22 protein-coding genes are annotated in these 25173 nt (G+C 67.6%); 9 read left to right on the top strand and 13 right to left on the bottom strand.

Going from position 1 to position 25173, the window contains the following annotated elements:
- Positions 1 to 47 precede the first annotated feature (47 nt).
- The 4 genes from ACE3TA_RS17180 to ACE3TA_RS17165 all read right to left on the bottom strand — a co-directional run bounded on the left by ACE3TA_RS17180 (position 48) and on the right by ACE3TA_RS17165 (position 4875).
- A complete protein-coding gene (locus ACE3TA_RS17180; protein WP_374575533.1) occupies positions 48 to 2261 on the bottom strand; it encodes a GumC family protein in 2214 nt (737 codons plus the stop codon).
- Positions 2262 to 2319: 58 nt separating this feature from the next.
- Positions 2320 to 3483 carry an outer membrane beta-barrel protein gene (locus tag ACE3TA_RS17175; RefSeq protein ID WP_374575532.1) on the bottom strand — a complete coding sequence of 388 codons (1164 nt, stop codon included), beginning with the start codon at positions 3481 to 3483 and terminating at the stop codon, positions 2320 to 2322.
- Positions 3484 to 3650: 167 nt separating this feature from the next.
- Complete coding sequence (locus ACE3TA_RS17170) at positions 3651 to 4112, bottom strand: hypothetical protein (protein WP_374575531.1); 462 nt, start codon at positions 4110 to 4112, stop codon at positions 3651 to 3653.
- A gap of 124 nt (positions 4113 to 4236) precedes the next feature.
- Positions 4237 to 4875: a polysaccharide biosynthesis/export family protein gene (locus ACE3TA_RS17165; RefSeq protein WP_374575530.1), complete on the bottom strand. Its 639-nt coding sequence runs from the start codon at positions 4873 to 4875 to the stop codon at positions 4237 to 4239.
- Between the two features lie 375 nt (positions 4876 to 5250).
- On the opposite strand from ACE3TA_RS17165, the gene ACE3TA_RS17160 reads away from it, so the two are divergent.
- Positions 5251 to 6042 carry an SPOR domain-containing protein gene (locus ACE3TA_RS17160; RefSeq protein WP_374575529.1) on the top strand — a complete coding sequence of 264 codons (792 nt, stop codon included), beginning with the start codon at positions 5251 to 5253 and terminating at the stop codon, positions 6040 to 6042.
- 46 nt (positions 6043 to 6088) lie between these two features.
- Here the strand turns inward: ACE3TA_RS17160 and ACE3TA_RS17155 are convergent, their stop codons facing one another.
- The 6 genes from ACE3TA_RS17155 to ACE3TA_RS17130 form a co-directional block, all read right to left on the bottom strand.
- Complete coding sequence (locus ACE3TA_RS17155) at positions 6089 to 6811, bottom strand: hypothetical protein (RefSeq protein ID WP_374575528.1); 723 nt, start codon at positions 6809 to 6811, stop codon at positions 6089 to 6091.
- A complete protein-coding gene (locus tag ACE3TA_RS17150; RefSeq protein ID WP_374575527.1) occupies positions 6808 to 7491 on the bottom strand; it encodes a hypothetical protein in 684 nt (227 codons plus the stop codon). Before ACE3TA_RS17150 ends, ACE3TA_RS17155 begins: the two co-directional genes overlap by 4 nt.
- Before the next feature lie 164 nt (positions 7492 to 7655).
- Positions 7656 to 9227 (bottom strand): beta strand repeat-containing protein, encoded by a 1572-nt coding sequence (locus ACE3TA_RS17145; protein ID WP_374575526.1) that lies wholly within the window; start codon positions 9225 to 9227, stop codon positions 7656 to 7658.
- A gap of 63 nt (positions 9228 to 9290) precedes the next feature.
- Positions 9291 to 11069 (bottom strand): hypothetical protein, encoded by a 1779-nt coding sequence (locus tag ACE3TA_RS17140; protein ID WP_374575525.1) that lies wholly within the window; start codon positions 11067 to 11069, stop codon positions 9291 to 9293.
- Positions 11066 to 12139, bottom strand: coding sequence for a CsgG/HfaB family protein (locus ACE3TA_RS17135; RefSeq protein WP_374575524.1), 1074 nt, complete (start codon positions 12137 to 12139; stop codon positions 11066 to 11068). Before ACE3TA_RS17135 ends, ACE3TA_RS17140 begins: the two co-directional genes overlap by 4 nt.
- Positions 12140 to 12149: 10 nt before the next feature.
- Positions 12150 to 12575: a curli assembly protein CsgF gene (locus ACE3TA_RS17130; RefSeq protein WP_374575523.1), complete on the bottom strand. Its 426-nt coding sequence runs from the start codon at positions 12573 to 12575 to the stop codon at positions 12150 to 12152.
- Positions 12576 to 13382: 807 nt separating this feature from the next.
- Between ACE3TA_RS17130 and ACE3TA_RS17125 the strand changes: the two genes are divergently transcribed.
- The 8 genes from ACE3TA_RS17125 (at position 13383) to ACE3TA_RS17090 (ending at position 22186) form a co-directional block, all read left to right on the top strand.
- Positions 13383 to 13868 (top strand): acyltransferase, encoded by a 486-nt coding sequence (locus tag ACE3TA_RS17125; RefSeq protein WP_374575522.1) that lies wholly within the window; start codon positions 13383 to 13385, stop codon positions 13866 to 13868.
- Positions 13869 to 13976: 108 nt separating this feature from the next.
- The gene (locus ACE3TA_RS17120) at positions 13977 to 15002 is read left to right on the top strand and encodes a Gfo/Idh/MocA family protein (RefSeq protein WP_374575521.1); all 1026 of its coding nucleotides are present in this window, start codon (positions 13977 to 13979) and stop codon (positions 15000 to 15002) included.
- Complete coding sequence (locus ACE3TA_RS17115) at positions 15002 to 16111, top strand: DegT/DnrJ/EryC1/StrS family aminotransferase (protein WP_374575520.1); 1110 nt, start codon at positions 15002 to 15004, stop codon at positions 16109 to 16111. Before ACE3TA_RS17120 ends, ACE3TA_RS17115 begins: the two co-directional genes overlap by 1 nt.
- Positions 16112 to 16183: 72 nt before the next feature.
- The gene (locus ACE3TA_RS17110; protein ID WP_374575519.1) at positions 16184 to 17155 is read left to right on the top strand and encodes an NAD-dependent epimerase/dehydratase family protein; all 972 of its coding nucleotides are present in this window, start codon (positions 16184 to 16186) and stop codon (positions 17153 to 17155) included.
- The gene (locus ACE3TA_RS17105; protein WP_374575518.1) at positions 17152 to 18291 is read left to right on the top strand and encodes a DegT/DnrJ/EryC1/StrS family aminotransferase; all 1140 of its coding nucleotides are present in this window, start codon (positions 17152 to 17154) and stop codon (positions 18289 to 18291) included. Before ACE3TA_RS17110 ends, ACE3TA_RS17105 begins: the two co-directional genes overlap by 4 nt.
- Positions 18288 to 19163 (top strand): ABC transporter permease, encoded by an 876-nt coding sequence (locus ACE3TA_RS17100; RefSeq protein ID WP_374575517.1) that lies wholly within the window; start codon positions 18288 to 18290, stop codon positions 19161 to 19163. Before ACE3TA_RS17105 ends, ACE3TA_RS17100 begins: the two co-directional genes overlap by 4 nt.
- Entirely contained in the window at positions 19160 to 20407 is a 1248-nt protein-coding gene (locus tag ACE3TA_RS17095) for an ABC transporter ATP-binding protein (protein WP_374575516.1), read from the top strand. The genes ACE3TA_RS17100 and ACE3TA_RS17095 overlap by 4 nt, the downstream gene beginning before the upstream one ends.
- Positions 20408 to 20509: 102 nt before the next feature.
- On the top strand, positions 20510 to 22186 hold the full coding sequence (locus ACE3TA_RS17090) for a hypothetical protein (protein WP_374575515.1): 1677 nt from the start codon (positions 20510 to 20512) through the stop codon (positions 22184 to 22186).
- A 19-nt stretch (positions 22187 to 22205) separates the two neighbouring features.
- Here the strand turns inward: ACE3TA_RS17090 and ACE3TA_RS17085 are convergent, their stop codons facing one another.
- The 3 genes from ACE3TA_RS17085 to ACE3TA_RS17075 are packed head-to-tail and all read right to left on the bottom strand — an operon-like array spanning position 22206 to position 24954.
- Complete coding sequence (locus tag ACE3TA_RS17085; protein WP_374575514.1) at positions 22206 to 23162, bottom strand: glycosyltransferase family 8 protein; 957 nt, start codon at positions 23160 to 23162, stop codon at positions 22206 to 22208.
- Entirely contained in the window at positions 23159 to 24151 is a 993-nt protein-coding gene (locus ACE3TA_RS17080) for a glycosyltransferase family 2 protein (protein ID WP_374575513.1), read from the bottom strand. The genes ACE3TA_RS17085 and ACE3TA_RS17080 overlap by 4 nt, the downstream gene beginning before the upstream one ends.
- Positions 24148 to 24954: a polysaccharide deacetylase family protein gene (locus tag ACE3TA_RS17075; protein WP_374575512.1), complete on the bottom strand. Its 807-nt coding sequence runs from the start codon at positions 24952 to 24954 to the stop codon at positions 24148 to 24150. The genes ACE3TA_RS17080 and ACE3TA_RS17075 overlap by 4 nt, the downstream gene beginning before the upstream one ends.
- Positions 24955 to 25173 lie beyond the last annotated feature (219 nt).

The raw sequence follows: 25173 nt of genomic DNA, 5'->3' as shown, positions 1-25173 counted from the left end.
TTGCGTCGTCGCGGCGATGCGAGGCCCTGATCCAAGCCCTACCTCTTCTATTCGCTGTAGTACTTCTTGTACGCCTGATAGTAGTAGAGCTTGTCGCCGTAGCCGAGCCGGGATTGCTGGGCCAGGTCGATCTGCGTCAGGCAGACCCCGCCCAGATAGGCGCCGGCGTTCAGCAGCAGGTCGATCGAGGCCATCACCGCCTGCCGCGGCGTCTTGGCCCACTTGGTCAGGAACAGGACGACGTCCGAGTTCGCGGCCAGCACGCGCGTGTCGGCCACGGCCAGCACCGGGGCGGTGTCCACCAGCACGTAGTCGAACCGCGACTTCAGCTCCTCGAAGACCTCGGCCAGGCGCCCGCCGCCGATGACGTCGGCGATCGGGGTGTCGGCGCTGCTGCAGAAGATGAAGGACGCGCCGCTGGCCTCGTCGAGGAACAGCACCTCGTCGAGGCTGGCCTCGCCTTGGAGCAGCTCGACGAAGCCCTTGGGCGGGGCCACGTTCATCGCCGCGGTGAGCATGTGGCGGCGAAGGTCGCCGTCGATGATCACCACCTTGGAGCCGCTCGAGGCCATCGACCGGCCAAGCGACAGGGTGGTCAGCGTCTTGCCTTCGCCCGGCAGGGCCGACGAGATCGAGATCACCCGGATCGGCCGGTCGCTGCGCGAGAACAGCAGCGAGGCCTTGAGGTTGCGGAACGCCTCGGAGAACGCCGAGAAGGGCTTGTTCAGGATGTAGTCGAACTTGTTGGCCACCTTCTCGTTGGCCGGGATCAGCGGCACCGCGCCGACGCTCGGCACGTTGAGAAGGGTCTCGACCTCGCTGGAGGTGCGCAGGCCCGAGTCCAGGTTCTCGACCAGGATGACCACGCCCAGGCCGGCCACCAGCGAGAGCACCAGGCCCAGGGCCAGGTTGATCTTGATGTTCGGCTTGCTCGGCGCGTCCGGCGGCGTGGCGGGCGAGGAGAGCTGGGCGTCGGGCGTCTGGGTGCCCTCGGCCGCCGACGTCTCCTTGGACCGGTTGAGGAAGGCCTCATACACCGCGCGGCTGGCTTCGGCCTTGCGCTCCAGCTCCATCAGGTCGACTTCGGAGGAATTGTTGGACGCCAGCGCGCCCTGCGCGTGCGAGCGGCTCGCTTCCAGCGAGGAGGTCCGCTGACGGGCGATGTCGACCTCGGCCTTGAGGTTGGAGATCTGGCGGGCGATCTCCTGGTTGATGCTCTGGTCCAGGTCGGCCAGTTCCTGCTGCACCTTCTGAACGTCGGGGTGGCGCGGGCCGTAGCGCGTCAGCAGTTCGGCCTGGCGCCGCGTGACGGCGGCCTTCTGCGAGCGCAGGTCGCGAATGACGTCCGAGCCGAGCACGGCGGCGATGTCGCCGCCGCCGCCGCCCTGGCTGAGCTGGCTCTGGGCCGCGCTCAGACGCGCTTCCTTCTCGGCCAGGTCGGCCTTGGCGCTGGCGATCTGCTGGTTGAGGGTGGAGACTTCCTGCTCGGCCATGGTCGCGCCGTTGGAGCTGAGCAGGTTGTGCGCGATCTTGTAGCGCTGGACCGCGGCCTCGTCCCTCTCGACCTGGACCTGCAGCGTGTTCAGGCGGCTGGTGAGCCAGTCGTTGGCGCCGCGGGTGGCGTTGAGCTTCGCCTCCACCTGGTCGATCAGGTATTGCTCGGCCACGGCGTTGGCCATCTTGGCGGCGAACACGGGATCGCCGGCCGTGTAGGAGACCTCGATCACATAGGTCAGGCCCGAGCGCCGCACGCGGGTCTGGCCCTGGACGACGTCGATGATCGGCTCCAGGCGCTTGGCCTTCGCGTCCAGCGTGCTCGAACCGGCGCTGGTCTGCGGGGCGGCCGCCCGGAAGAGCGACTTCAGGAAGCCCTTCACCCCGCCGGACTTGTTGGCCGCCGTATCGAGCGCCCAACTGAAATGGCGGTCCTTGTCCAGCTCCAGGCGTTCGACGACGTGCTCGGCGATGGCGCGCGAGCTGATGACCTGCACCTGGGTGTCGATCGAGGCCGAATCGGTGGGAAGGCCGGCGACCACGTCGGCCTGCGACAGGACGTTGAGCTGCCGCGGCTCGATCAGCACGTTGGCCGTGGCCGTGTAGCCCTTCGGCTGAGTGAAGGTGTAGACCAGCACGGCGGCCATGATCGCGCCGACCACGCCGAGGAAGATCGGCAGGCGTCGGCGGAAGCGCACGTACAGTGCGCGCAGGTCAAAGCTCGCCTCGGTCGGCGGGGGGAGCGCGCCATCCCGTTGGTCAGTCATGGGGGAACCCTTATAGCGCCGGGCGTCTTTCATACGCCCGGGCGCTCTGAGCCATCAATCAGTACTGCAGGACGACCCCGACCTGAATGCGATTGGCGTTGTACTCAACACCGCGCTGCAGGCCGGAGGAATCGCGTGTTTGGTAGTTGTATTGCGCGAATACGCCGACTTTGCGGTTGAGCAAATAGTTAACGCCAAGCATGGCCGCTGAATAATCGTCGTCGCGGTCCAGCCCCCGATACTCGTCCCGCTGCCAGTTCAACCGGCCGGTCAGGATCAGGTTGCGCAGGAGCTCGTGGTCGATCTGCGCCGACGCCTTGGAGGTCAAGGTGCCGGCCGCGCCGAGCACGCCGGTGTCTTCGATCGAGCGCTCCGCGGTGAACGTGACCGTCGTGAGCTGGGTGGGGAACCACTCCAGGCGGCCGCGCAGGGCCAGGCCGGTGACGTCGTTGACGCGCGGGTCGTCGTACTTCTCGCTGAGATAGCCGACCTGCAGCTGGCCGCGGGTGAGGTCGGTGACCTCGAAGTCGGCGCCGACCGCGCCTTCCCAGCCGTCCGAGGTGCGGTCCACGTCGTTGATCAGCGTGGTGTGGGCGTAGTCGCGCTTGTTGTAGGCGCCGTAGACGTAGACGGCGAGCGCCGGGCTGACCGCGTAGTCGACGCGCATGTTGACGTCGGTGGTCTGCCGGTCGCGGTAGCCCAGGTCGATCTGGGTGAGGCCGACGCTGGTGTCGTTGTAGTTGTAGTCGCTGTAGGTGAGCTCGCCGCTCATCCGCAGGCGGTTGACCTCGCGCGAGCCGCCGATCGTGCCGTAGGTGCGCTTATATTCCAGCGGATTGGAGGAATACTGCTGCACCGTCGGCGAGTAGCGGGCCTCGACGAGATCCTGGTAGCCGCCGGACAGGCGGATGTAGGCGCCGCGCACGACGTCGATCCGGCTGCTGGCGCCGACCTCCCACGTCGTGTTGTCCTGGTCGGAGTACTTGTCGAACTTGTAGATGTCGGCCTGGGCGAACGCGTGCACCATGTGGCGCGACCAGTTCGACTGCAGCTCGACCGACGGGCGGAGACTGTAGATCGTGTCCGATTTCTCGTTCGTGTTCTCGTAGAAGATGTTGTCTTCGTGAGCCACGTCCGCGGTGAGCTTCGGATAGATGAAGAAGCTGCCGGCATGGATGCCGAGCGCCTGGTAGCCGGGGCGCGGGCGCTGCGTGACGCTCACGTTCTTATCGCGCGAGAAAGAGCTGTTGCTTTCAAGCGATTGAGCGTGAGCGACGGCGGCGCTCGCCACACCGGCGAGGAGTGAGAGGCAGAAAAGACGGTTACGCAAGAAGGCCCCCTTGCGGCTGTTTGTTTCGCCTCACCACGCAACCGGGGAGTGAGGCGCTGTTAGTTATCGAGGTTTGTATAGTAGGAACCACCGGAGGTCGTCACCGGGAAAGAGCTGATGGCCGCGGTGCCCGTGCCGGTCTCGGCGGGCTCGGGGCTCTCCAGAAGCGCGACGATGACGCCCCGCACGTCCAGCAGAGCCGAATAGGTGTCTTCCTTCGCCGGGCAGCTCCAGCCCTCGGCCTTCGGCGACCCGTCGGCCGGCTTGCAGGCCTTGAACACGGCGTCGATGGCCTTGACCACTTCATCCGGCTTCGGGCCGGTGGTGACGAGCAGTTGCTTGACCGCGCCGCGCACGGCCACCCGCACGGCCATCGGCTTGTCGGCGGTGGTTTCGGCGCTCGTCGCCGTCGCGGCGACGCTGTGGCCGAGCGGCGAAATTTCGGCGGCGTTGGCCGCCGTGCAGACGACCAGGGCGCCGGCGAGAGCCGAGACGGAGGCGATCAGGTGTGAAGCGCGCATTTGAGCGATCCTTCGGGCTAGAATATTAAAATCACTTTACATCAAGCCAGGCGCCAAGTGTCAGAGCCTGCACGCAGGACGCGATAAAACTTCACAAATCCCCCAGGCGTCGGGCGCCTGCAGGTCAAAAGAAGCGCTCTCCGATGCGGATCGTGTCGCCAGGCGCCACGGGGGTCTCGCTTCGCAGCTCGTAGGCGGTCTCGCTGGTCTCGTTGAGTCGGCGGATGAACACGCGCTTGGTCTGGGCGCGGTAGGTGAATCCGCCCGCGGTGGCCACCGCGTTCAGCACCGTGAGGCCGTTGGAATAGGGGTATTCGCCGGGCTTATTGACCTCGCCCAGGATGTAGTAGGGCCGATAGGTCAGCACCTCGGCGCTGACGCGGGGCTCCTTCAGGTAGCCGTTGCGCAGGGCCGCGACGAGGTTGTCCTGGAATTGCGGGATGGTCAGGTTGGCGGCCTGGACGTCGCCCACCAGCGGGAAGGCGACCTTGCCGTTGCCGGCGACCACGAACTCGCCCGTCAGCGATTCCTCGCCGAAGACGATCACGCGAACCTTGTCGCCTGGACCAAGCCGGTACTCCGAGCCGGCGTAGGTCGGCAGGTTCGATGTGTCGGATTGGGACGAGACCGGCTGGGCCTGGCTGGCCGGCGCGATCGCCGCGACCGGCGCCGCGGCGCTCTGGGCCATGGCGGTCGACGTGCAGACCAGCAGCGCGATGAACCCGAGCGAAGCTGCGAAACGGCGCGCAAGGCGGGACGACATTGGCTACCTCCAATCGACATTCAGCCGGCCCACGACTGATGACTTGATTTCGGACACGTCCCCCGACGGGGCGATTTTGGCGTGACGGCCTGGTCGAAGCAAGAAGGGCGCCGCCTCGACCTGCGCCAGGGAAACCGCGTCTAATCAAGGGCGTGTGAACCCGAGCTGAACGACTGAGGCACGTGGGACAGCCTGATCGCGTGCCAGTCGGGTGAAGGCGCGCGCCAGCTCTCCCGAGGAGGGAATCACACTGGTTCGATTGACTTTGTTGCGCTAGCACGGACGCAAGAGCTGTTCATGGTTAAACCAAGCCGAACGTCCATCCGAACCATTGCGCCGGCGATTGCGGTCGCCGCGCTCGCCTGCGCGCCGGCCATGGCGGCGCAGGAGCCGTTCCCCACGAATTTCGACCGTCCCGCGCTGGCCGCCTGGGTGCAGGCGGAGACCAACATGTCCCTGCGCGACGTGGTCTCGGTGGGCGCCACCGACGTGATCGCGCTGTCGTCCGTCGAGCGGCCGCAGACCCTGACCGACGGGGTGCTGCGGGTGACCTTCCGCTCGGAGGTGCTGAGCGCCAAGATCGCCCAGGACGAGGGCTACCGGTCCTGGACCGCCGTCATCGACGTCAATTGCGCCAAGCCCGCGGTCAAGGTCGTCGAGGTGACGAACTATTCCGAGCGCAACCTCAGGGGCCAGAGCCGCCCGGCGGCCGTCACCGACGACTGGCTGACGCCCCCGGCGGGCAGCCAGCTCTACAATCTCACCCGCGCGGCGTGCGACGCGGACTATGTGCGCCCGTTCGCCGGCCTCAAGGTGGCTGCCGCCTCTCCGCCGCCGCGGCCGGCCGCCGCGGTCACCGTCGCGGAGAAGGCCGAACCGGCCTCGGCGATCGCGCCGGCGGCCAGGTCCGCCCCGGCGAGCGGGGTCGTCGTGCAGGTCGCCGCCGCGCCCAGCCGGGACCAGGCGCTGGCCGCGCTGAGCCGGGTCAAGGCCCGGTTCGGCGAGGGGATGGGCCTGACCGACGACGTCCAGACGGTGGATCTCGACGGCAAGCGCTTCTATCGCGCGCGTCTGGGCGGGTTCGCCTCGGTCGACAGCGCCAAGGCGTTTTGCCAGACCCTGAAGGCGGGCTCGCAGGACTGCTTCGTCAGGCAGGCCGCCCACTAGGGGCGCGCAGGGCCCGGCCGGCCGGCCTTGTCGCGGCCGCTCCAGCTCAGTGCGGCGTGATCACCGCGTTGGCGGGCAGGCTGCCGAGCAACTGGGTGGCCGCGTCGATCGCCTTTTGCGTCTCGGCCGAAACGGCCGTCGTGGCCGTGCTTTGCGCCGCGGCCGCCGCCGTGTCCTGGGTGAACACATAGGCCTGGGCCGCGCTGCTGTTTTGCACGTCGCCCGTGGCCAGGCGCCGGGCGGAGGCGTCCGCGTCCTGCCCGCGCTCGTGGGTGTCGCTCATCAGCCGCTCCTCGGCCGAGGTCGTCGGGGCGGCCGGCTGGGCGAACTCGCTCGCGCGCATCTCCAGGGTCCGGGCGCAGGCCGGATTGTCGCGCGACTTCGGATCCTGCGGGTCGCAGGCGTCCTGGCCGAACACCGGCTCCATGGTCGTGCTGCGCGGCCAGGGCACGGCCGGTCCGCTCGGCGCCTCGGCGGTCTTGGGCGAGGTGTTGAGCTGTTCGGGGCTGCGATAGGGAATCGAGTCCGGCTGGCCGGCGGGCGCGGCGGCGGTGCGCGCCTCCTTGTTGACCTGGTCGAAGGGCGTGGGCGGCGAGGACGGCGGCGCCGGCGCGATCACCGCCTTGCGTTCGCCAAGCTGCAGCGCGTCGACCTCGCGCACCGCCGCTCCGGGCGTATCGGGTGTGCCGATCTGCTCCAAGCCGACCTGATCGACGTCGGTCGGGCCGGCGGCGAGCGCCAGGATCAGCGGCAGCAGCGTGGCGCTCATGTTCCGGGGAAGAGCGGGGCGAGCCCGGTCTGGGTGACCGACAGCGTCGATCCGCCCGTCTGGGTCACCGTCGGCGTGCCGAGATTGTCGCCGTTCTGGGTCAGCGACAGGTTGTTGTTGGAGCCGGTCTGCACGCCGGCCATGTTGTTGCCGTTGCCGTTCTGCACGAAGTTGGCGGTATTGCCGTCGCCGTCCTGCGTCAGAGTGGCGGAATTGCCGTCGCCGGTCTGGGTGATGGAGGCACCGTTCTCCGAGCCGTTCTGCATGATCGAGGCGGTGTGCCCCAGGAGCAGGCTCGACTGGGTGATGCTGGCGTGGTTGCCGTAGCCGCCCTGGACGATCTCGGCGACGTTCGCGCCGGCGCCGTCCTGCGAGATGCTGGCGAGGTTGGCTTCGCCGGTCTGGTCGATCGTCGCCTCGTGCGCGCCGTCGCCCGACTGGTCGATGTTGAAGTCGTTGTCCGAGCCGGCCTGGCTGATCGACGCCATCGCGTTGTCGGCGGACTGGCGGATCTGGCCGCCCAGCGGACCTTCCCCGTTGCCGGGACCGGATTGTTCGACCTTGGCCACGTTATCGGCTCCCACCTGTTTGATGTAGACCGACTGAGCCTGGGCCGCGGTCGCGGCCAGACTGGCGCTGAGCAGCAGCGCGGCGGTCGAAACGGAGGTCAGCGGCTTCATTCGCTTCATCCTGACCAGAGCCTAAAACGCATATGACGCGCGCCGGCTGCTGGAAAAAGCTGCGGTCGACGGACCGCTCGGTGACAGGAGCCCCGCGCCCAAGCCCGGCGCGCCGGGCTTGAGGCGAGACGGCGGGCCGGCGCGGAGCGCCGGCCCTACGCAGTTTACTGGGTCACCGAGGCGACGTTGCCGTTGCCCAGTTGGTTGACCAGCGAGACGTTGCCGCTGCCGGACTGCGACACGCTGGCGATGTTGCTGTCGCCCAGCTGGTTGATCGTCGAGTTTTGCAGCGACCCGATCTGGACCACGCTGGCGGTGTTGCCGTCGCCTTCCTGGTTGATCTCGGAGTAGCTGTAGCTGGCTTGTTGGTCGACGCTGGCGGTGTTGTTCGCAGCCGCGAGTTCGACGCTGCCCTGGTTGACCAGCGACGTGTTGTAGTCGCCCGATTGCGCCACGGTCGCCTTGTTGTTGGTGACGCCAGCGGTGTAGCCGACGTTTTGATTCACCGTCGAGACGTTCTCGTGGTTCTTCTGGGTCACCTTGGCGGAGTTGCCGTCGCCGTCCTGGTTGACGTCGGAGGTGTTGCCCCAGTTCTCCGAATAGGCGCCGTCAGTGCCTTGGGCGACGACCACCTTGCCGTTGTAGCCGTTCTGGTCGACCGTCGACAGGTTGCTGACCGTCGAGTTGGGGTCAGTCGCGTTGCCCTGGGTGACCTTGGCGCTGTTGCCGGCGCCGGTCTGCGTCACATACGAGTCGTTGGTGACGCCGATCTGCGTGACGTAGGCGGACGAGTCCGTCGCCGTCTGCAGGACGTTCGAGTAGTTGGTGTCGTTCTGCTGGTCGACCTTGGCGGTCAGGCCGCTGCCGGTCTGGACGACTTCGGAGTCCTGGTTCTGGCCGGACTGCTTCACGTTCGCCTTGTTCTGGGAAGCGCCATTGCCCGTTTGGGTGATGTTGGACAGGTTGTTGTAGCCGTCCTGGTCGACCACCGCCTTGCCGCCGTTCGAGCCTTGTTGCAGCACGTTGGAGACGTTTTCGTCGCCCGATTGGGTGACGTCGGCGACGGAATCCGGCGCGTACTGGTCGATCAGCGAGGTGTTCGACGGATAGCCGTTCGTCCCGGTCGACGTCTGCATCACCGTGGCCTTGGAGCCGTCGGCGCCGGAGTATTGGTTGACGGTCGACAGGTTGTCGCCTTCACCCACGCCGGGGCCGCCCGTGGCCGGGTCGCCGACCTGGGTCACGTCGACCGTGCCGCCGGTGGCGTCCTGGTTGACGTAGGAGTGGTTGTAGATGCCCGTCTGGTCGACGCTGGCCTTCACGTTGCTGGCGTTTTGTTGAACGTCGGACGTGTTCAGTTCGCCGAGCTGGCTGACGCTAGCCTTGGCGCCGTCCGTGCCGACCGCCTGCGTGACCGTCGAGACGTTGCTGTCGCCGGTGCCGGCGGCCGGGAAGAACAGGTCCTGGTTACGGTTCTGGATGACCGTCACCTTGCCGTTCGTCCCGTCCTGCGTGACCGTCGACTTACCGTCGTTGCCGGACTGGGTGACGTTGGCCTTGTTGTCGTCGCCGTTCTGGTTGATCAGCGAGTCGCCGTAGCTGCCGCCCGACTGGTCCACCGTGGCGCTGTTGCTGTTGCCGGGCTGGTTCAGCGTGGACGTGTTGTCGGCCGCGAAGGCCGCGCCCGCCGCCAGCATGGCGGCCGCCGAGACCGAGGCGAGGATGAGCTTTTTCATCGAGACTTTCCCTTCTTGAACTGGATTGGCTCCGCCACCATCAAGCGATGAAGCCTTCGAGGCCTACTGGGTGATGTTGGCGACGTTGCCCGCGCCGCTCTGATTGATGTTGGACAGGTTGTTCCCCGAGACCTGGTTCAGGATGGCCGTGTTGTCCGAGCCGGTCTGGATCAGGTGGGAGATGTTGTCGTCGCTCGTCTGGTTGATGTCGGCCTTGTGGCCGCCAGAGCCGCCTTGCGAGACGGTGGACAGGTTGGTGTTGCCCTGCTGCAGGACGTTGGCGACCGAGTCTCCGGCGAAGGCGAGCTGCACGACGTCGGAGTTGTTGTCGTCGCCGATCTGGTCGACGTAGGCGCGCGACGCCGACGACTGGGTCACCGTCGACAGGTTGCTGCCGCCGACCTGCGAGACGTCCGCCACCGCGCCGGGCGCGCCCGGGCTCGAGGCCTGCGGGTTCTGCAGGATGGTGGAGTCGTTCAGTTCGCCGTCCTGATAGACCTTGGCCTTGCCGTAGTCGGCGTGCTGGTCCACCTGCGAGGTGTTCTGCAGGCCCTTCTGGGTGACCGACGCCGTGGCGTAGTCGGCCCATTCGTCGCCGATGACCGGGATCGACGGCGTCTTGGCCCAGCCCTGGTTGATCGTCGAGCTGTTGGACGTGCCGTCCTGGTCGACCTTGGCCTTGCCGTTGTCGGCGACCTGCTTGATCGTCGAGACGTTGTCGGTCCCGTTCTGCTTGACGTTGGCGGTGTTGTAGGAATCGCCCGGATCCCAGAGGGGCGGCGCGCCGCCTTGGGTGATGTCGGACGAGTTGCCGTCGCCGGTCTGGCGGACCTTGGCGCTGTTATGGTCGCCGAGCTGGGTCAGCAGCGAGCTGTTCGAGCCGTCCTGCTTCACGTCGCCGGAGTTGTTCGCCCCGGTCTGGAAGATCTTGGAATCGTCGCCCGTGCCCTTCTGGACCACGGCCGCGTCGTTGGCGTCGCCGGTCTGGATGATCAGCGACTTGGCCCCGTCCGCGCCCGCCTTCTGGTTGACCGTGGCGATGTTGTGCGCGCCGGTCTGGGTGATGTCGGACGTGGCGGCCGCCGCCTGCTTCACATCGGCGCTGTTGTCGTCACCGATCTGCAGGATGTCGGAAATCGCATTCGCCCCCGACTGCTTGGTCGTGGCGTCGTTGTTGTCGCCGAACTGGCGGATGCGCGACTTGGCGTTGTCGGCGGTAGCCGTCTGCGTGGCGCTGGCGGTGTTGCCTTCCGACGTGAACAGCGACGGGCCCTGCTGGATGTCGATCCGGCCGTTGTTCGCCGCCTGGCTGGTGGTGGCGCTGTTGTTCTCGCCGGTCTGGTCGATGTTCGCCAGGTTGGCCGAGCCGGACTGGGTCGCCGAGGCGTCGTTGCCGTCGCCGTGTTGGTCGATGTTGGCGATGTCGAGCAGGCCGGACTGCAGCGTCGTGGCGCTGTTCTTGCCCTTTTGGGTGAGGTTGACCGTTTCCTGGTCGGCCGCGCCCGTTTGCGTCAGGTCGGCGTCATTGTCGCCGCGCTGGTCGACGTTGAGCACGCCGTCCACGCCCGCCTGGCTGGAGACCAGGTTGTTCGAGGCCGGAACGTTGTCGCCCTTCTGGTAAACGTTCGCCTTGTTGCCGTTTCCAGATTGGGTGACGTCCGCGGAGTTGGTGTGACCGTCCTGCGTGATGTCGGACGTCTCGTTGACGCCGGCGGCCTGCATCACCACCGCCGACGAGTCGGCGCTGTTCTGCGTGATGGTCGACGTGTTGCCGGCCCACGCGCCGCTAGCGGCGCTCAGCAATGCAAGGGCCGAAGCCCCCGCCAGGATGCTGCGCTTCATCCCCGTGTTCTCCCAGATTGCGCGTTCGGCGTTGCCGAGTTGGCAGGTTGACCTCGCAACGTCGTGTCGCGGGCCTGTTCAGCTCCATAGGCGGCCGCCCCCTGCGGCGCTCCGGAGCGTGTGCTCGCAAGGCTCTTGGAGGCCGATCGCGACGACTGGGGTTGGCCCTGAGGACGCTCGCGGCGATCCTTCTTGTTGAGCTTCTCCACCTGTTCGGCGGTCAGGACGCCTGCGCGTTCCTTGCGATAGCGGTCGAGCTGGATGAGGCCGCCGATCGGATCGGCGAAGTCCCACAGCTTCAATTCCACGCCCTCCATGACGAGGGCGTACACGGCCTTCTCGATCGCCTGCTGCAGGGCGATCTGGTCGGGCTCGTTGTAGGTGATGCCCGATTCAGCCTGGAGCAGCTCCTGATAGGCGACATAGCGGAACGCCGAGCCCTGCAGGGCGTAGGAGGCGATCGTCTTCGACGTCGTCACCGAGGCCAGGACCTCGCCGCTGCGCACCGACACGGCGCGCAGGTTCACGGTCACCGTGTCCTGGCGGTACTTCACGTCGCCGCCCACGCCGAGGAAGGCCGCGCCGGCGCCGCCGGTCATGGTGTTGGAATCGAAGCCGACGATGCCGCCTTCCAGGATCACCCCGGCGAACAGCATGGCCGGCAGGGCGTCGGAGCTCGCTGAGCGTTCGCCCAGGTAGCGCGCCCGCATCTCGTTGATGATCTGGCGTTCCTTGAGCAGGTTATCCAGGTGCTCGCGTTCGACCACCGTGAACCAGGAGCGCTCGCCGGCGTCCTGCAGCGCCTTGACCAGGATGGAGCCGCCGCCCTGGCTGACCGCGCGCGACAGCGTCTGGCCGGTGTCGGTCGGCTTGAACTGGCCGGTCAGGTCGTTGAAGCCGTAGACGGCGACCACGACCTTGCGCGCCGGCGCCGGCAGGTCCTCGAGGTCCCGCTGCGTGGCGGTGGTCGCCTCGAGCGTGGCGGGGGCGGGGTTGAGCCCCGTGGCCGCCGTCGAGGCGCAACCCGCGAGCGCGACGCAGATCGCCGGAATGACAAACAAACTACGCATGACCTGGTCCTCAGCCCCCCGTCACATTGACGAAGGTCGGGATCGAGATGTCGGTCACGGTGCCGCTCTGGTTGTCGGTGATGGAGAGCTGCACCGAGTCCAGAGTGCGGTTGAACGTGATGGTCTGGTCGCCGAAGGTGATCGTGCCGCTGTCCTGCGGGTTGTCCCCGAAGATCGCGTCCGTCACCTGCGAGGCGAGGGCCGACAGCAGGCGCGATTGAAGCTGCTTGGAGAACAGCTCGGCCTGGGAGGTCGTGGTCGTCGGCGCCTTGTATTTGTTCTGCGCGGCCGCCACACCCAGGAGGTGCGACGAGTTGAACGGGTTGCCCCCGAACGTCGGGTCGGTCGGCGTGTAGCTCAGATCCTGCGCGTGCGCCGAGGCCGCGAGGGCCGCGGTGGATATCGCGCACAGCGAAACGAGAAGACGAATTCTCATAGCCCACACCCAAACTGTTGCCGGCGCGTAACAGCCCACGCCATTGTTGTTGGGGGCGGGAAGCAAACTTCAGGCCGCATCATGGCGCCCGATCATCGGTCGCGCCCGCGGCGGCTGAGCGCCCTCGCCCCGGCTGATCGCCTTAACCATCTAAGCCCTTGGATTGTTTTATGGCGCACAGTCAAGCGAGCAGCCCGAGTTAACCACTGATTTCAACCATCGGGGGAAAACCCACTGTTTCAAGGCGCTTACGCATGCCTCAATTTTGCGGAGCGATGACGCTTCTATGGCGAATTCGCCATTTGGGAGGCGTCTCGCTCTGGCACAGCCGAATCACTCCGCGGGGCGTCCGGCGCGGCGCCCGCGAAGTCGGCGCCGCGCCGCGCAAGTGCGCAAATCACCGCATCGCTCGCGCGCCGGACGGCCGGCGCCGCATTACTATCCCTGGTTGGTCGTGACGTTCGCCGGCGGCCGGACCTGAAGGCCTGGGCGGCCCCGCGCCGCCGCTCGGCGGGACGGGGCGGGCCGCGCTGCATGAAAGCTGTATGAAATTGCTCGGGCGAGCGTGCGATGGCCGCTTGCATCGGGACCGCATGTGGGTCTTCAAGGGCCCAGTACCTGCTTATCGACCCTGCGCGGCGATCGGGGGCGGCGGGAGGGCGAGCCTTCCCGTCGATGCGCCTCTCATGGCGCTTGCCGCGCAGCCGCGGCGGCGGTGTCGAGGGCTGCTTTGTCTTCCAGATCAAGGCGCAAGGGCTGGCGCCTCGCTTGCAGACCGTCCGGTCGAGTTTCTAGCTGGGGATATCGATGCCAATTTCGGACAGTGTGGTGCTGGACGGCGAGGTGACCATCCATCACCCGAACCTCGTCAACCTCTATGGCTGCAAGGTGGGCGACGGCTCGCGCATCGGCGCCTTCGTCGAGATCCAGAAGAACGCGAGCGTGGGCGCGCGCTGCAAGATCTCCTCGCACACCTTCGTCTGCGAGGGCGTGACGATCGAGGACGAGGTGTTCGTCGGCCACGGCGTGATGTTCACCAACGACCGCAAGCCCCGCGCGACCAACGAGGACGGCAGCGCCCAGTCCGAAGCCGACTGGACCCTCGAGCTGACCCTGGTGAAGCGGCGCGCCTCCATCGGCTCCAACGCCACGATCGTCTCGGGCGTCACCATCGGCGAGGGCGCCCTCGTCGGCGCCGGCGCGGTGGTGACCAGGGACGTGCCGGACTACGCGATCGTGGCCGGCGTTCCGGCCCGCGTCGTCGGCGACGTGCGCCAGAAGCAACCCGTCTGACAGCCCGTATCGGGACAACCAAGCTTTCACGAGATTTGCATGGTCAAGGCCAAGACACCACGCAAGGCGCACAACGCGCTCGAAGCGGCGAATGAGGATAGTGCGAGCATGATCAATATCGGCGTCATCGGTTACGGCTATTGGGGGCCGAACCTGGTCCGCAATTTCGCGGAGCTTCCCGACGCCCGTGTGCGGGCCGTCGCGGACCTTGATCCCAAGAAGCTCGAGCTGGTCGAGCGCCGCTTCCCCGGCGTGATCACCACCACCGACTTCCAGGCCCTGCTGCGCGATCCGGAGATCGACGCGATCGCCGTGGCCACGCCGGTGAACACCCACTTCGAGCTCGGCATGGCCGCCCTGAAGGCCGGCAAGCACCTGTGGCTCGAAAAGCCGATGGCCGAGACCTCGCTGCAGGCGCGCATGCTGGTCGACGAAGCCCAGAAGCGCGGCCTGGTGCTCCTGGTGGACCACACGTTCATCTACACCGGCGCGGTCCGCAAGATGGCCGAGGTCATCGCCGCCGGCGAGCTGGGCGAGACCTACTACTACGACTCCACCCGGGTGAACCTGGGGCTGTTCCAGCGCGACGTGAACGTGATCTCCGACCTGGCGGTCCACGATTTCTCGATCCTGGACTTCCTGTTCGGCGAGCATCCGGTGGCCGTCTCGGCGGGGGGCATCAACCACTTCCCCGGCACGCCTGAAAACCTGGCGTACATCACCCTGTTTTACGACTCCGGCATGATCGCCCACGTCAACGTCAGCTGGCTCGCGCCGGTGAAGGTGCGGCAGATCCTGATCGGCGGCTCCAACAAGATGATCACCTACGACGACCTGGAGCCGAGCGAGAAGGTGAAGATCTACGACAAGGGCGTCAGCTTCACCGACGACCCGGCGAAGATCCACGAGATGCGCGTCGGCTACCGCACCGGCGACATGTGGGCGCCGAAACTGGACTCCTCCGAAGCCCTTCGCGTCGAGGGACAAGAGTTCGTTGACTGCATCCTGAATAAGAAGACGCCGATCGCTGACGGCCGACTGGGCCTGCGGGTGGTCGAAATCATCGAGGCTGCGACCAGCTCCATGCGTGGCCGCGGCGAAACCGTTCACCTGCATCGCAAGGGCGCCGCCTAATGATCCCGTTCGTCGACCTGAAAGCCCAGTACGCCTCGATCAAGTCCGAGGTGGACGCGGCCATCCAGCACGTGCTGGAGACCTGCCAGTTCACCCTCGGCGCCGAGGTGGCCGAATTCGAGAAGGAATTCGCCGCCTACTGCCAGGCCGGGCAAGGCATTGGCGTCAACACCGGCACCAGCGCGCTTCACCTGGGCCTGCTCGCCGCGGGCGTGGGCCCGGGCGACGAGGTGATCACCACGCCCTTCACCTTCGTCGCCAGCGTGGCGGCGATCTACTACACCGGCGCCAAGACGGTGTTCGTCGACATCGACCCGGCGACCTACACGATCGATCCGGCCGCCATCGAGGCGGCGATCACCCCGCGCACCAAGGCGATCCTGCCGGTCCACCTGTACGGCCAGCCGGCCGACATGGATCCGATCATTGAGATCGCCAGGAAGCACGGCCTGGTCGTGCTGGAAGACGCCTGCCAGGCGCACGGCGCCGAATACAAGGGCCGCCGCGTCGGCTCGATCGGCGACATGGCCGCCTACAGCTTCTATCCGGGCAAGAATCTGGGCGCCTACGGCGAAGGCGGCATGCTCGTCACCAGCAACGACGAGTACGCCCGCACCACGCGCATGCTGCGCGACTGGGGCGCCGAGAAGAAGTACCACCACGTCCTGAAGGGCTATAACTACCGCCTGGAAGGCATGCAGGGCGCAATCCTGCGGGTGAAGCTGCGCCACCTGGAAGCCTGGACCGAGGCGCGCCGCGCCGCGGCGGCCCGCTACGACGAGATGTTCGCCGGCAGCGGCGTGGCCACGCCCGTCGTGCGCCGCGACGTGCGCCACGTCTACCACATCTACGCCATCCGCACGCCCGACCGGGCGGCCTGGCAGACGGCGCTGAACGCCCGCGGCGTGCAGACCGGCATCCACTATCCGATCCCGGTGCACATGCAGCCGGCCTACGCCGACCTGGGCTACCGGGAGGGCGACTTCCCCCACGCCGAGAAGGCCGCGGCCGAGACGCTGTCCCTGCCGATGTTCGCCGAACTGACGGCCGAACAGCAGCAGGAAGTGGTCGCTGCGGTCAAAGACTTGCAGGCCCTGGTCTCAGCCTAGGCAGGCTCGCTCCACATTGGCACGAGGCCCGCGGCCTGGGCCCGATTACACATCTTGGACGGTGACAAGGCGATGAAACTTGAGGGCTCGAGAATCCTGGTGACGGGCGGTTGCGGTCTGGTGGGTTCGACCACCATCGACCTGCTGCTGAAAGACCACGCGCCGGAGAAGATCGTTATCTTCGACAACCTGGTGCGCGGCACCCTGCACAACGTGACCGAGGCCCTCAAGGACCCGCGCGTGGAGCTGGTCGAGGGCGACATCCGCGACGTCGAGGCGGTGCACAAGGTCACCGACGGCATGGACGCGGTGATCCACATGGCCACCCTGCGCATCACCGCCTGCGCGGCCGAGCCTCGCGAGGCCCTGGGCGTGATGTGCGACGGCAGCTTCAACGTGCTCGAGGCCGCCCAGGCCAAGGGCGTCAAGAAGGTCTGCACGGCGTCGTCCGCCTCGGTCTACGGCCTGGCCGACATCTTCCCGACCAAGGAAGACCATCACCCCTACAACAACCGCACCTGGTACGGCGCCAGCAAGGTGATGCTGGAGGGCCTGCTGCGCTCGTTCAACGACATGTACGGCCTGCCGTACGTGGCCCTGCGCTACTTCAACGTCTACGGGCCGCGCATGGATCTGCACGGCAAGTACACCGAGGTTCTGATCCGCTGGATGGACCGCATCGCCGCCGGCGAGCCGCCGCTGATCCTGGGCGACGGCACCACGACGATGGACTTCGTCTACATCGAGGACATCGCCCGGGCGAACATCCTGTCGCTCCTGTCGGACGTCGAGGACGACGTGTTCAACGTCGCCAGCGGCGTCGAGACCAGCCTGAACGACCTGGCCGCCGCCCTGCTGCGCGTGATGGGCTCCAACCTGCAGCCCGAGTACGGCCCCGAGCGCAAGGTCAACCCGGTGTCCCGGCGTCTCGCCGACACCTCCAAGGCCGAGGAGATGCTGGGCTTCAAGGCCAGCGTCGACCTCGACGAGGGCCTGAACCGTCTCGTGGCCTGGTGGCGTGAGAACCGCGAGCACATCCAATGATCCCGATCATCAAGCCGACCATGGACGAGCGCGAGGCTGACGCCGCGCGCCGGGTCATCCTGAGCGGCTGGGTCACGCAGGGGCCGGAAGTGGCCGCCTTCGAGCAGGAGTTCGCCGACTACGTGGGCGCGCCCCACGCCGCGGCGGTCTCCAACTGCACGACGGCCCTGCACCTGGCCCTCCTGGCCGCCGGCGTGAAGCCCGGCGACGAAGTGGTGACGGTCAGCCACTCCTACATCGCCACGGCCAATTCGGTGGTCTACTGCGGCGCGACGCCGGTGTTCGTCGACATCGATCCGGACACCTACAACATCGACCCGAGCCTGATCGAAAAGGCCCTGTCGCCGAAGACCTCGGCGATCCTGGTGGTGCACCAGCTCGGCATGCCCTGCGACATGGCCTCCGTCGTCGCCATCGCCAAGGCCAAGGGCCTGCCGGTGATCGAGGACGCGGCCTGCGCCAGCGGCAGCGAGATCCTGTGGGACGGCCAGTGGGAGAAGGTGGGCAAGGTCCACGGCGACGTCGCCTGCTTCTCGTTCCACCCGCGCAAGATCATGAGCACGGGCGACGGCGGCATGCTGACCACCAAGCACGCCGACTGGAACGCCAAGTTCAAGCTGCTGCGCCAGCACGGCATGAGCGTGCCCGACACCGTGCGCCACGGCTCGCCTCAGGTGATTTTCGAGACCCACCCGGTGCTCGGCTACAACTACCGTATGACCGACATCCAGGCCGCCGTCGGCCGCGAGCAGCTCAAGCGCCTGCCGGGCATCGTCGCCCGCCGCCGCGAGATCGCCGCCCGCTACGTCGAACTTCTCGGCGAGGCCCAGTGGCTGGGCGCGCCGCGCGAGCCGGCCTACGCCCGCACCAACTGGCAGAGCTTCTGCGTGCGCCTGCCCGACGAGGCCGACCAGCGCACGGTGATGCAGGCCATGCTGGACAAGGCGATCGCCACCCGGCGCGGGATCATGTGCGCCCACCGCGAGGACTTCTACGCCTCGGCGCCGCTGCGCATGCCCCTGCCGCACTCCGAGGCGGCCCAGGACCACGCGATCGTCCTGCCGCTCTATCCGCAGATGACCGACGATGATCAGGTCCAGGTCGTCTCCGCCTTGATCGAGGCGACCAGGCCATGAGCGTGACGACGGCTAGCGAAGACCACGGCGCGGAACTCGCGCCGCTGATCAATCCGCCGGTGGTGGACATCACCCCCAACAAGGGGCTGCTGGACCTCGACCTGGGCTCGGTGTGGCGCTACCGCGAACTGCTCGTGGTGCTGATCACCCGGGACATCCAGGTGCTCTACAAGCAGGCCGCTCTCGGCGCGGCCTGGGCCGTCGTCCAGCCGCTGTTCGCGGTGGCCGTCTTCACCATCATCTTCGGCCACTTCGCCAAGATGCCGACCGACGGCATCCCGTATCCGGTGTTCGCCTTCGCCGGCGTGCTGCCCTGGACCTACTTCTCAGAGGCCGTCCGCCGCGCCGCCACCGGCCTGGTCAACGACAGCGAGCTGGTGCGCAAGGTCTACTTCCCGCGCCTTCTGGTGCCGCTGTCCAACGTCATCACGCCGCTGGTCGACTTCGCCATCGCGTTCGTCATCCTGATCTGCATGATGCTGTGGTTCCACATGCCGATCACCTGGCGGCTGCTGGTGATCCCGCCGCTGATGATGGTGGCGATGATGCTGGCGCTGGCGGTCAGCCTGTGGCTCGGCCCGATCAACGTGCGGTTCCGCGACATCAAGCACACGCTGCCCTTCATCCTGCAGATCTGGATGTACGGCTCGCCGATCGTCTATTCGATCAGCATGGTGCCCGATCAGTGGAAGCTGCTCTACAGCCTGAACCCGATGGTCGGCGTGATCGAAGGGTTCCGCTGGGCCGTGTTCAATCGCGGCGCGCCCGACTTCAGCGTCACGGCTGTCAGCGCCGTCGCCATCGCCCTGCTGCTGTTCGGCGGCCTGGTGTTCTTCAAGCGCATGGAGCGCTCCTTCGCGGACATGATATGAGCAACGAAATCGCCATCAGCGCCCAGGGCCTGGGCAAGCGCTACAAGCGCCAGATCGCCGGTTCGCGCTCGGACTCGCTGCGTGACGCCATCCGCAACGGCGCCAAGACCATCATGAGCGGCGGCGCGGCGCGCACGCACGAGACCTTCTGGGCCTTGCGCGACGCCTCCTTCGAGATCGCCCGCGGCGAGAACGTGGGGATCATCGGGCTGAACGGCGCCGGCAAGAGCACGCTCCTGAAGCTGCTGTCGCGCATCACCACCCCGACCACGGGCTCGGCGCGCATCACCGGCCGGATGGGCGCGCTGCTCGAGGTCGGCACCGGCTTCCACGGCGAGCTGACCGGGCGGGAGAACACCTTCCTCTACGGCTCGATCCTGGGGATGTCCCGCGCCGAGGTGGCCCGCAAGTTCGACGCGATCGTCGAGTTCGCCGAGATCGGCGAGTTCATCGACATGCCGGTCAAGCGCTACTCCAGCGGCATGTACGTGCGCCTGGCGTTCGCCGTGGCCGCTCACCTGGACCCGGACATCCTGCTCCTGGACGAGGTGCTCGCGGTCGGCGACTTCACCTTCCAGCGCAAGTGCATGGATTTCGCCGCGAGCCTGGAACAGAAGGGCTCCACCATCCTGTTCGTCTCGCACAACATGTTCAGCATCAAGTCGATGTGCGAGCGGGTGATCTACCTGCGCCGTGGCCAGATCGTCTACGACGGGCCGACCGACGAGGGGCTCAAGCTCTACGAGGCCGACAGCCGGCTCTCCACCGCCGCCTGGTTCGATGACGACTCCACCCAGCCGGCCATGCGGATCACCGACGTGGAGCTGATGGACGAGACGGGCGCGGAGGCGAACGTCATCGACTACGGCAAGTCGCTGACGGTGCGCATCCACTACAAGACCTTCCGGCCGATCGAGCGGCCCGACTTCCGCGTCGGCATCAACCGCTCGGACGAGGTGCACTGCTCGACCTACAGCTCCTTCTCCGACAACGTGAACATCCCGATGATCGACGGGGAGGGCGTCGTCGAGCTGCGCACGCCGCCGATGACCCTGGTCTCGGAGCTCTACACGGCCAACGTCTCGGTGCGGGAGAAGGGCTACGGCCGGGTCGTCTGCGCCCAGATCGGCGGACACTTCCACCTGCGCCATCCGGTCTTCGCCTCCAACGCCTTCGGCGTCTACCACGAGGCCGCCGACTGGATCGTCGGGGACAACGTCGCCAAGATCCGCGCGGCCGGCTGACCCCGGCCCGCGGATCGCGCCGGGCGGGCGCGTCCGCGCAACCGAGTCTTCATCCGCCTTGGGCAAGGTCGGCCGTCGTCGCCTACCGTCTTGGGGAGCCCCATGAGTGAGACCTTGAGCCGAGACGAAGCGGCCGCGCTTCAGCCCGCCGACGCCGGCGTCTCCGAGACCGAGGCGCGCGCCCGCGGGGCGTTCAGGACCTACCAGTCCTATTGCGACGAGGCCGAGCGCCTGGCGGCCGCGGGCGACCTCCGCTCGGCCGCGGTCTACGCCGCGATCGCCGCCCAGTCGGCGGTGCGGCCCCACGCCGGTTTCTTCCGCGCCACGCGGCTGGAGCGCCTGCTGGCGAAGATCGGCCTGGCGACGACGGCGGACACCTCGTACCGCCGCGCCTATCCGCTGGCCCATCCCATCCGCAAGGTGCTGCACGTCTGCACCACCGTGGCGCCGGTGGGCGGCCTGCGGAACATGCTGGGCCACTGGATCCGCCTGGACACCGCCCACCAGCATTCGATCGCCCTGATCAACCACAGCGGCCCGGTGGTCGAGACCCTGACCTCGGCGGTGGCCGCCAGCGGCGGGCGCCTGCACAAGATCAACCGCGTCGTCGGCGGCTACGTCGAATGGGCCCAGGAGCTGCGCCGCATCTCCGAATCCTACGACGCGGTCGTGCTGCACGTTTACAGCCAGGACGTGACGCCGATCCTGGCCTTCGCCGATCCGCGCAAGCGGCCGCCGGTGATGCTGCTCAACCACGGCGACCACCTGATGTGGCTGGGCGTGTCGGTCAGCGACGTGGTGATCAACCTGCGCGACGCCGCCCAGGCCCTGTCCATCAACCGCCGCGGGGTCGAGCCGCGCCGCAACGTCATGGTGCCCACCATCGTCGCGCCGCAGGAGCGCAAGCAGACGCGGCAGGCCGCCAAGCAGGCGCTGGGCCTCGATCCGGACGGGGTGTTCCTCTTCTCGGCGGCGCGCCCGATGAAATATCGCAGCGTCGACGGCGTCTCCTTCGCCGACACGCACGTGGAGCTGCTCAAGCGCCACCCCAACGCCGTCTTCTGGGTGCTGGGCCCCGGCGAGCCCGACGACTGGCGCGAGGCGTGCGACGCGGTCGGCGGGCGCATGCGCGGCCTGGCGGAGTCGCCGAACACGCGGCCCTACTTCGAGGCCGCCGACATCTACGTGGATTCCTATCCCTTCGTGTCCTCCACCTCGCTGATGGAGGCGGCCGGCTTCGGCTCGCCGCTCGTCTCGCGCTTCTACGGGCCCAAGGAGGCGGAGATCTTCGCCATCAACCACCCGGGTCTGGTCGGCACGGTGCAGAACCCGTCCACCGAGGCCGAGTACGTCAAGATCCTGGACGAGCTGATCGACGATCCGGCCCGGCGCGAGGCGCTGGGCGCCGCCGCTCAGGCGACCGTGCGCGACATGCACACTCCGCCCGGCTGGCTGCGCTTCGTCGCCCAGGCCTATGAACTGGCCGAGCGCCTGCCGCCCATCGACACCGAGGCCTGGCTCGCCTCGGCCGAGGAGGAGGTGTTCTCCTACGGCGAGCCGGATCGGCGGCTCTACGAGGTCTTCGGCCTGGAGGACGAGCCGGTCGAGTTCGTGAAGCAGTACGTCCGCATCCTGCCGTTCGGCCAGCGCATGCGGCTGTGGTCGCGCCTGGCCGGGCAGGGGGCGTTCAAGAGCGCTTCGGAGTCCGCGCGCCACCTTCTGCCCGAATGGCTGATCCAGATCCTGAAGGACCGGCGCCTGGGCAGCGGCTTCGGCTAGCGGCGGCGCTCGCCGCCTCTCAGACCTCGAGGCCCGGGAAACGCGGGCGGTCGCGCATCCATTTCAGGCGCAGGCGCAGGCGGTGCAGGAGCGTGACCTTGTACTGGCGGGTCACGTCCTTGAAGAACGGCGTGCGCGCCAGGTTGCGCCAGTACATCCAGGACCAGGGGTGCCAGGCGTTGGGCGTCCAGGGCTTGTCCTGGGTGATGAAATGCACCAGCGCCGGGCCGGCCGGGCTGATCTGGTGCTGCGGCGCGCCTTCCGGCGAGGTCTGGCCGGGCTTGACGAACCTTTGGACGTTCCAGTCGGCGCCCACGTGCGTCCAGCGGCGCCAGAACACCGCGTTCAGGGCGTCCTGGTCTCCCAGGAGCAGCTTCTTGTCGTGCTCGACGACGAACGCCAGGGCCTTGGAGAACGATTGCTCGGCGCGCACCTGGTCCAGGTCGATCACCAGCATGCCGGCGTTGAAGTAGCAGCCGCCCTCGGCGGGCAGGTTCCACAGCTCGGCGAACTCGGCGGCCTCGCAATAGGCGTCGGTCACCGCGCCGATCGGCTGGCCGGCCAGATCGCTGCGCCAGAGCTCGGCGATGTCGCGCAGCACGATCACGTCGGCGTCGATGTAGATGATCCGCCGGCTGTCGGCCGGGGCCAGCTTCTCGAGCAGCAGGCGGAACAGCACCGAGCGGTTGAGATGGCCGCGGGTGGCGTAGTCCGGCACGTCCTCGTCGCGGATCTGGATCCAGATGTATTCGGCCTCGGGCGCGACGGACTCCACGCGCGCCTGCAGGGCCGGCTCCACGCCGTCGTGCACCAGCACGAAGCGCAGCTTGGAGGCGTCGGTGTAGCGCGCGACCGAATGGATCACCACGCCGGCGTGGGCGGCGTAGTTGCGGTCGAAGCCCATGCCGATGTCGATCCGGTCTGACTGGGCCGCGCGGCCCTGTTCGGCTTCGAGATTGAAATGGAGCACGGTCATGACCTTTCGGAGTCGCGCGGGACGGCTTGCATCCTCGACGGCGGCGAAACGGACTTGGAGAACACGGCCTTGAGCGCCCGCTGCATCGGGCTGGGCGTGAAGACGTGGACGAGCGCGCGCACCGGCAGGACCCCGGCGGCGATGCGCATCGCCTTGAACGCCTCGCGGCGCAGGCCGCGCTTGGCCCGGACCTCGGCGGCCTCGGAGAAGTAGATGTAGAAGTGGCGCATCGTGCCGGAATAGGCGCGGAAGAAGCCGATCGCCGAGGGCCAGATCCGCCATTCCGGCGTCGCGTGGCGCAGGAACACCTTGCGGTCGAAGGCGATCCGGCGGTGCTGAAGCGCGTCGTAGGAGCCGGGAGGCCGGCCGCGGAACAGGATGCAGGCCGTCTTCTGGAAGCCCAGCACCCGCCGGCGGGCGATCCGCAGCATCCAGTCCAGGTCCTGCCCGCCCAGCAGCACCAGATCGAACTCGCCGACCAACTCGCGCACGCCCCGGCGCACCACCAGCGTGCCGATCTGCGGGAAGTAGCCGCTCAGCATGCGCCGCAGGAGTTCGTCGCCCTCGCCGGGCTCGATCTCGGGAAAGGGATTGCCGGTCGGGACGAGCTGGTGGTCGGTGTAGATCACCTGGCCGATCAGCCCTTCCAGCGCCGGCTCGGCGTCGAGGCGCGCCAGATGGGGGCGGATGTGGTCGGCCAGCCAGACGTCGTCGTCGTCCAGGAAGGCGATGAACTCGCCGTTCGCCGCGCGCAGGCCGGCGTTGCGGGCGGCGCTGGCGCCCTTCTGCGCGACGGGAATGTGGACCGCGCCGAATTCGTCGGCCACCTCGCGGGTCTCCGGCGCCTTGCCGTTGTCGCCGACGAGGATCTCGAAGGACAGGTCGGGGCCCTCCAGCGCGCGAATGCTCGCCAGGGCCTGTCGCAGCATCGCCGGGCGGTCGCAGGTCGGGACGACGACCGACACGCGGCGCGGAAGCGGAGCGCTCAATACCATTCCTCCCAGCTATCGAACTTGCCCTTCAGCAGGGCCTTGAAGATGCGGTCCTCGTCGAAGCGGGTGACGAAGGTGCGCGCGATCGTTTCGGGCGGCCGGGTTTCCTCGGCCTGGGCGTAGACGACCTCGTAGCCAGCGGTCCTGGCCTCGGCGTCGGCCACGGGCGTCCAGTTCATCGACTGGCCTAGCGGGATGGCGAAGGTCTTGGGGGAAAAGCCCAGGCGCGCCTGCATCATCTGCCGGGAGGCCTGCAGTTCGTCGGTCATCTGGGCGCGGCCGATCTTGCCGAAGTCGGGATGGGTGGCCGAATGGCTGCCCACCTCGGCGCCCTCTTCCAGGAGCTCGCCGACCTCGTCCCAGGTCATCACCTTGTCGGCGATCCAGTCGACTTTCTGGTCGGTCCATTCGGTGACGGGGAAGAAGGCGTAGGGCAGGGCGTATTCCCGCAGGATCGGGGCGGCGTGCGTGAACACGCTCTTCATGCCGTCGTCGAAGGTGATGGCCAGGTCCTGCGGCGAGCCGCCGGTCAGGGCCAGTTCCTGCGGGCTGACGAAGCGGTAGCCCAGCGACGTCGCCAGTTCGATGTGGCGGCGGAACATCTCCGGCGAGACGTCGTTCACGCCCCATTCCGGCTGGCCGACGGTGTGGTAGGCGAGGATGCGCCCGCCCGGGCGCCGGCGCCGGCGCCCGACGGTCGCAAGCCCGTGGCGCTCGATGCGCATGCGGGCGGCCGCCACGTCCTGACGCCGCAGTCCCGCGACCCTCGCCGCCGCCTTCAAGACCCGCACTATCGGCACGTATGAGCCTCACATCGTTGCTGCGAACCGGCCGGGGCGCGTGTCCGCTAGAGAAACCAAAGCCGTCGCCCCGAGCCGATGCGACCGGGCCGCGGGCGCGGTGTCCGATCGCATCACAGTGCGACAGTTCAGAACGATACGCAGCAATCTCCGTGCCGCGGGCGAGCGCCCATCCACAATTTGGTATCGGTCAATTCGAATGGGGCAAGATGGGTGTGG

Origin of the sequence: Phenylobacterium sp. (genome assembly GCF_041916435.1) — a bacterium.
GTDB lineage: Bacteria > Pseudomonadota > Alphaproteobacteria > Caulobacterales > Caulobacteraceae > Phenylobacterium.
The sequence above is the reverse complement of the archived record's forward strand: the minus strand, read 5'-3'. Positions and strand labels throughout refer to the sequence as shown.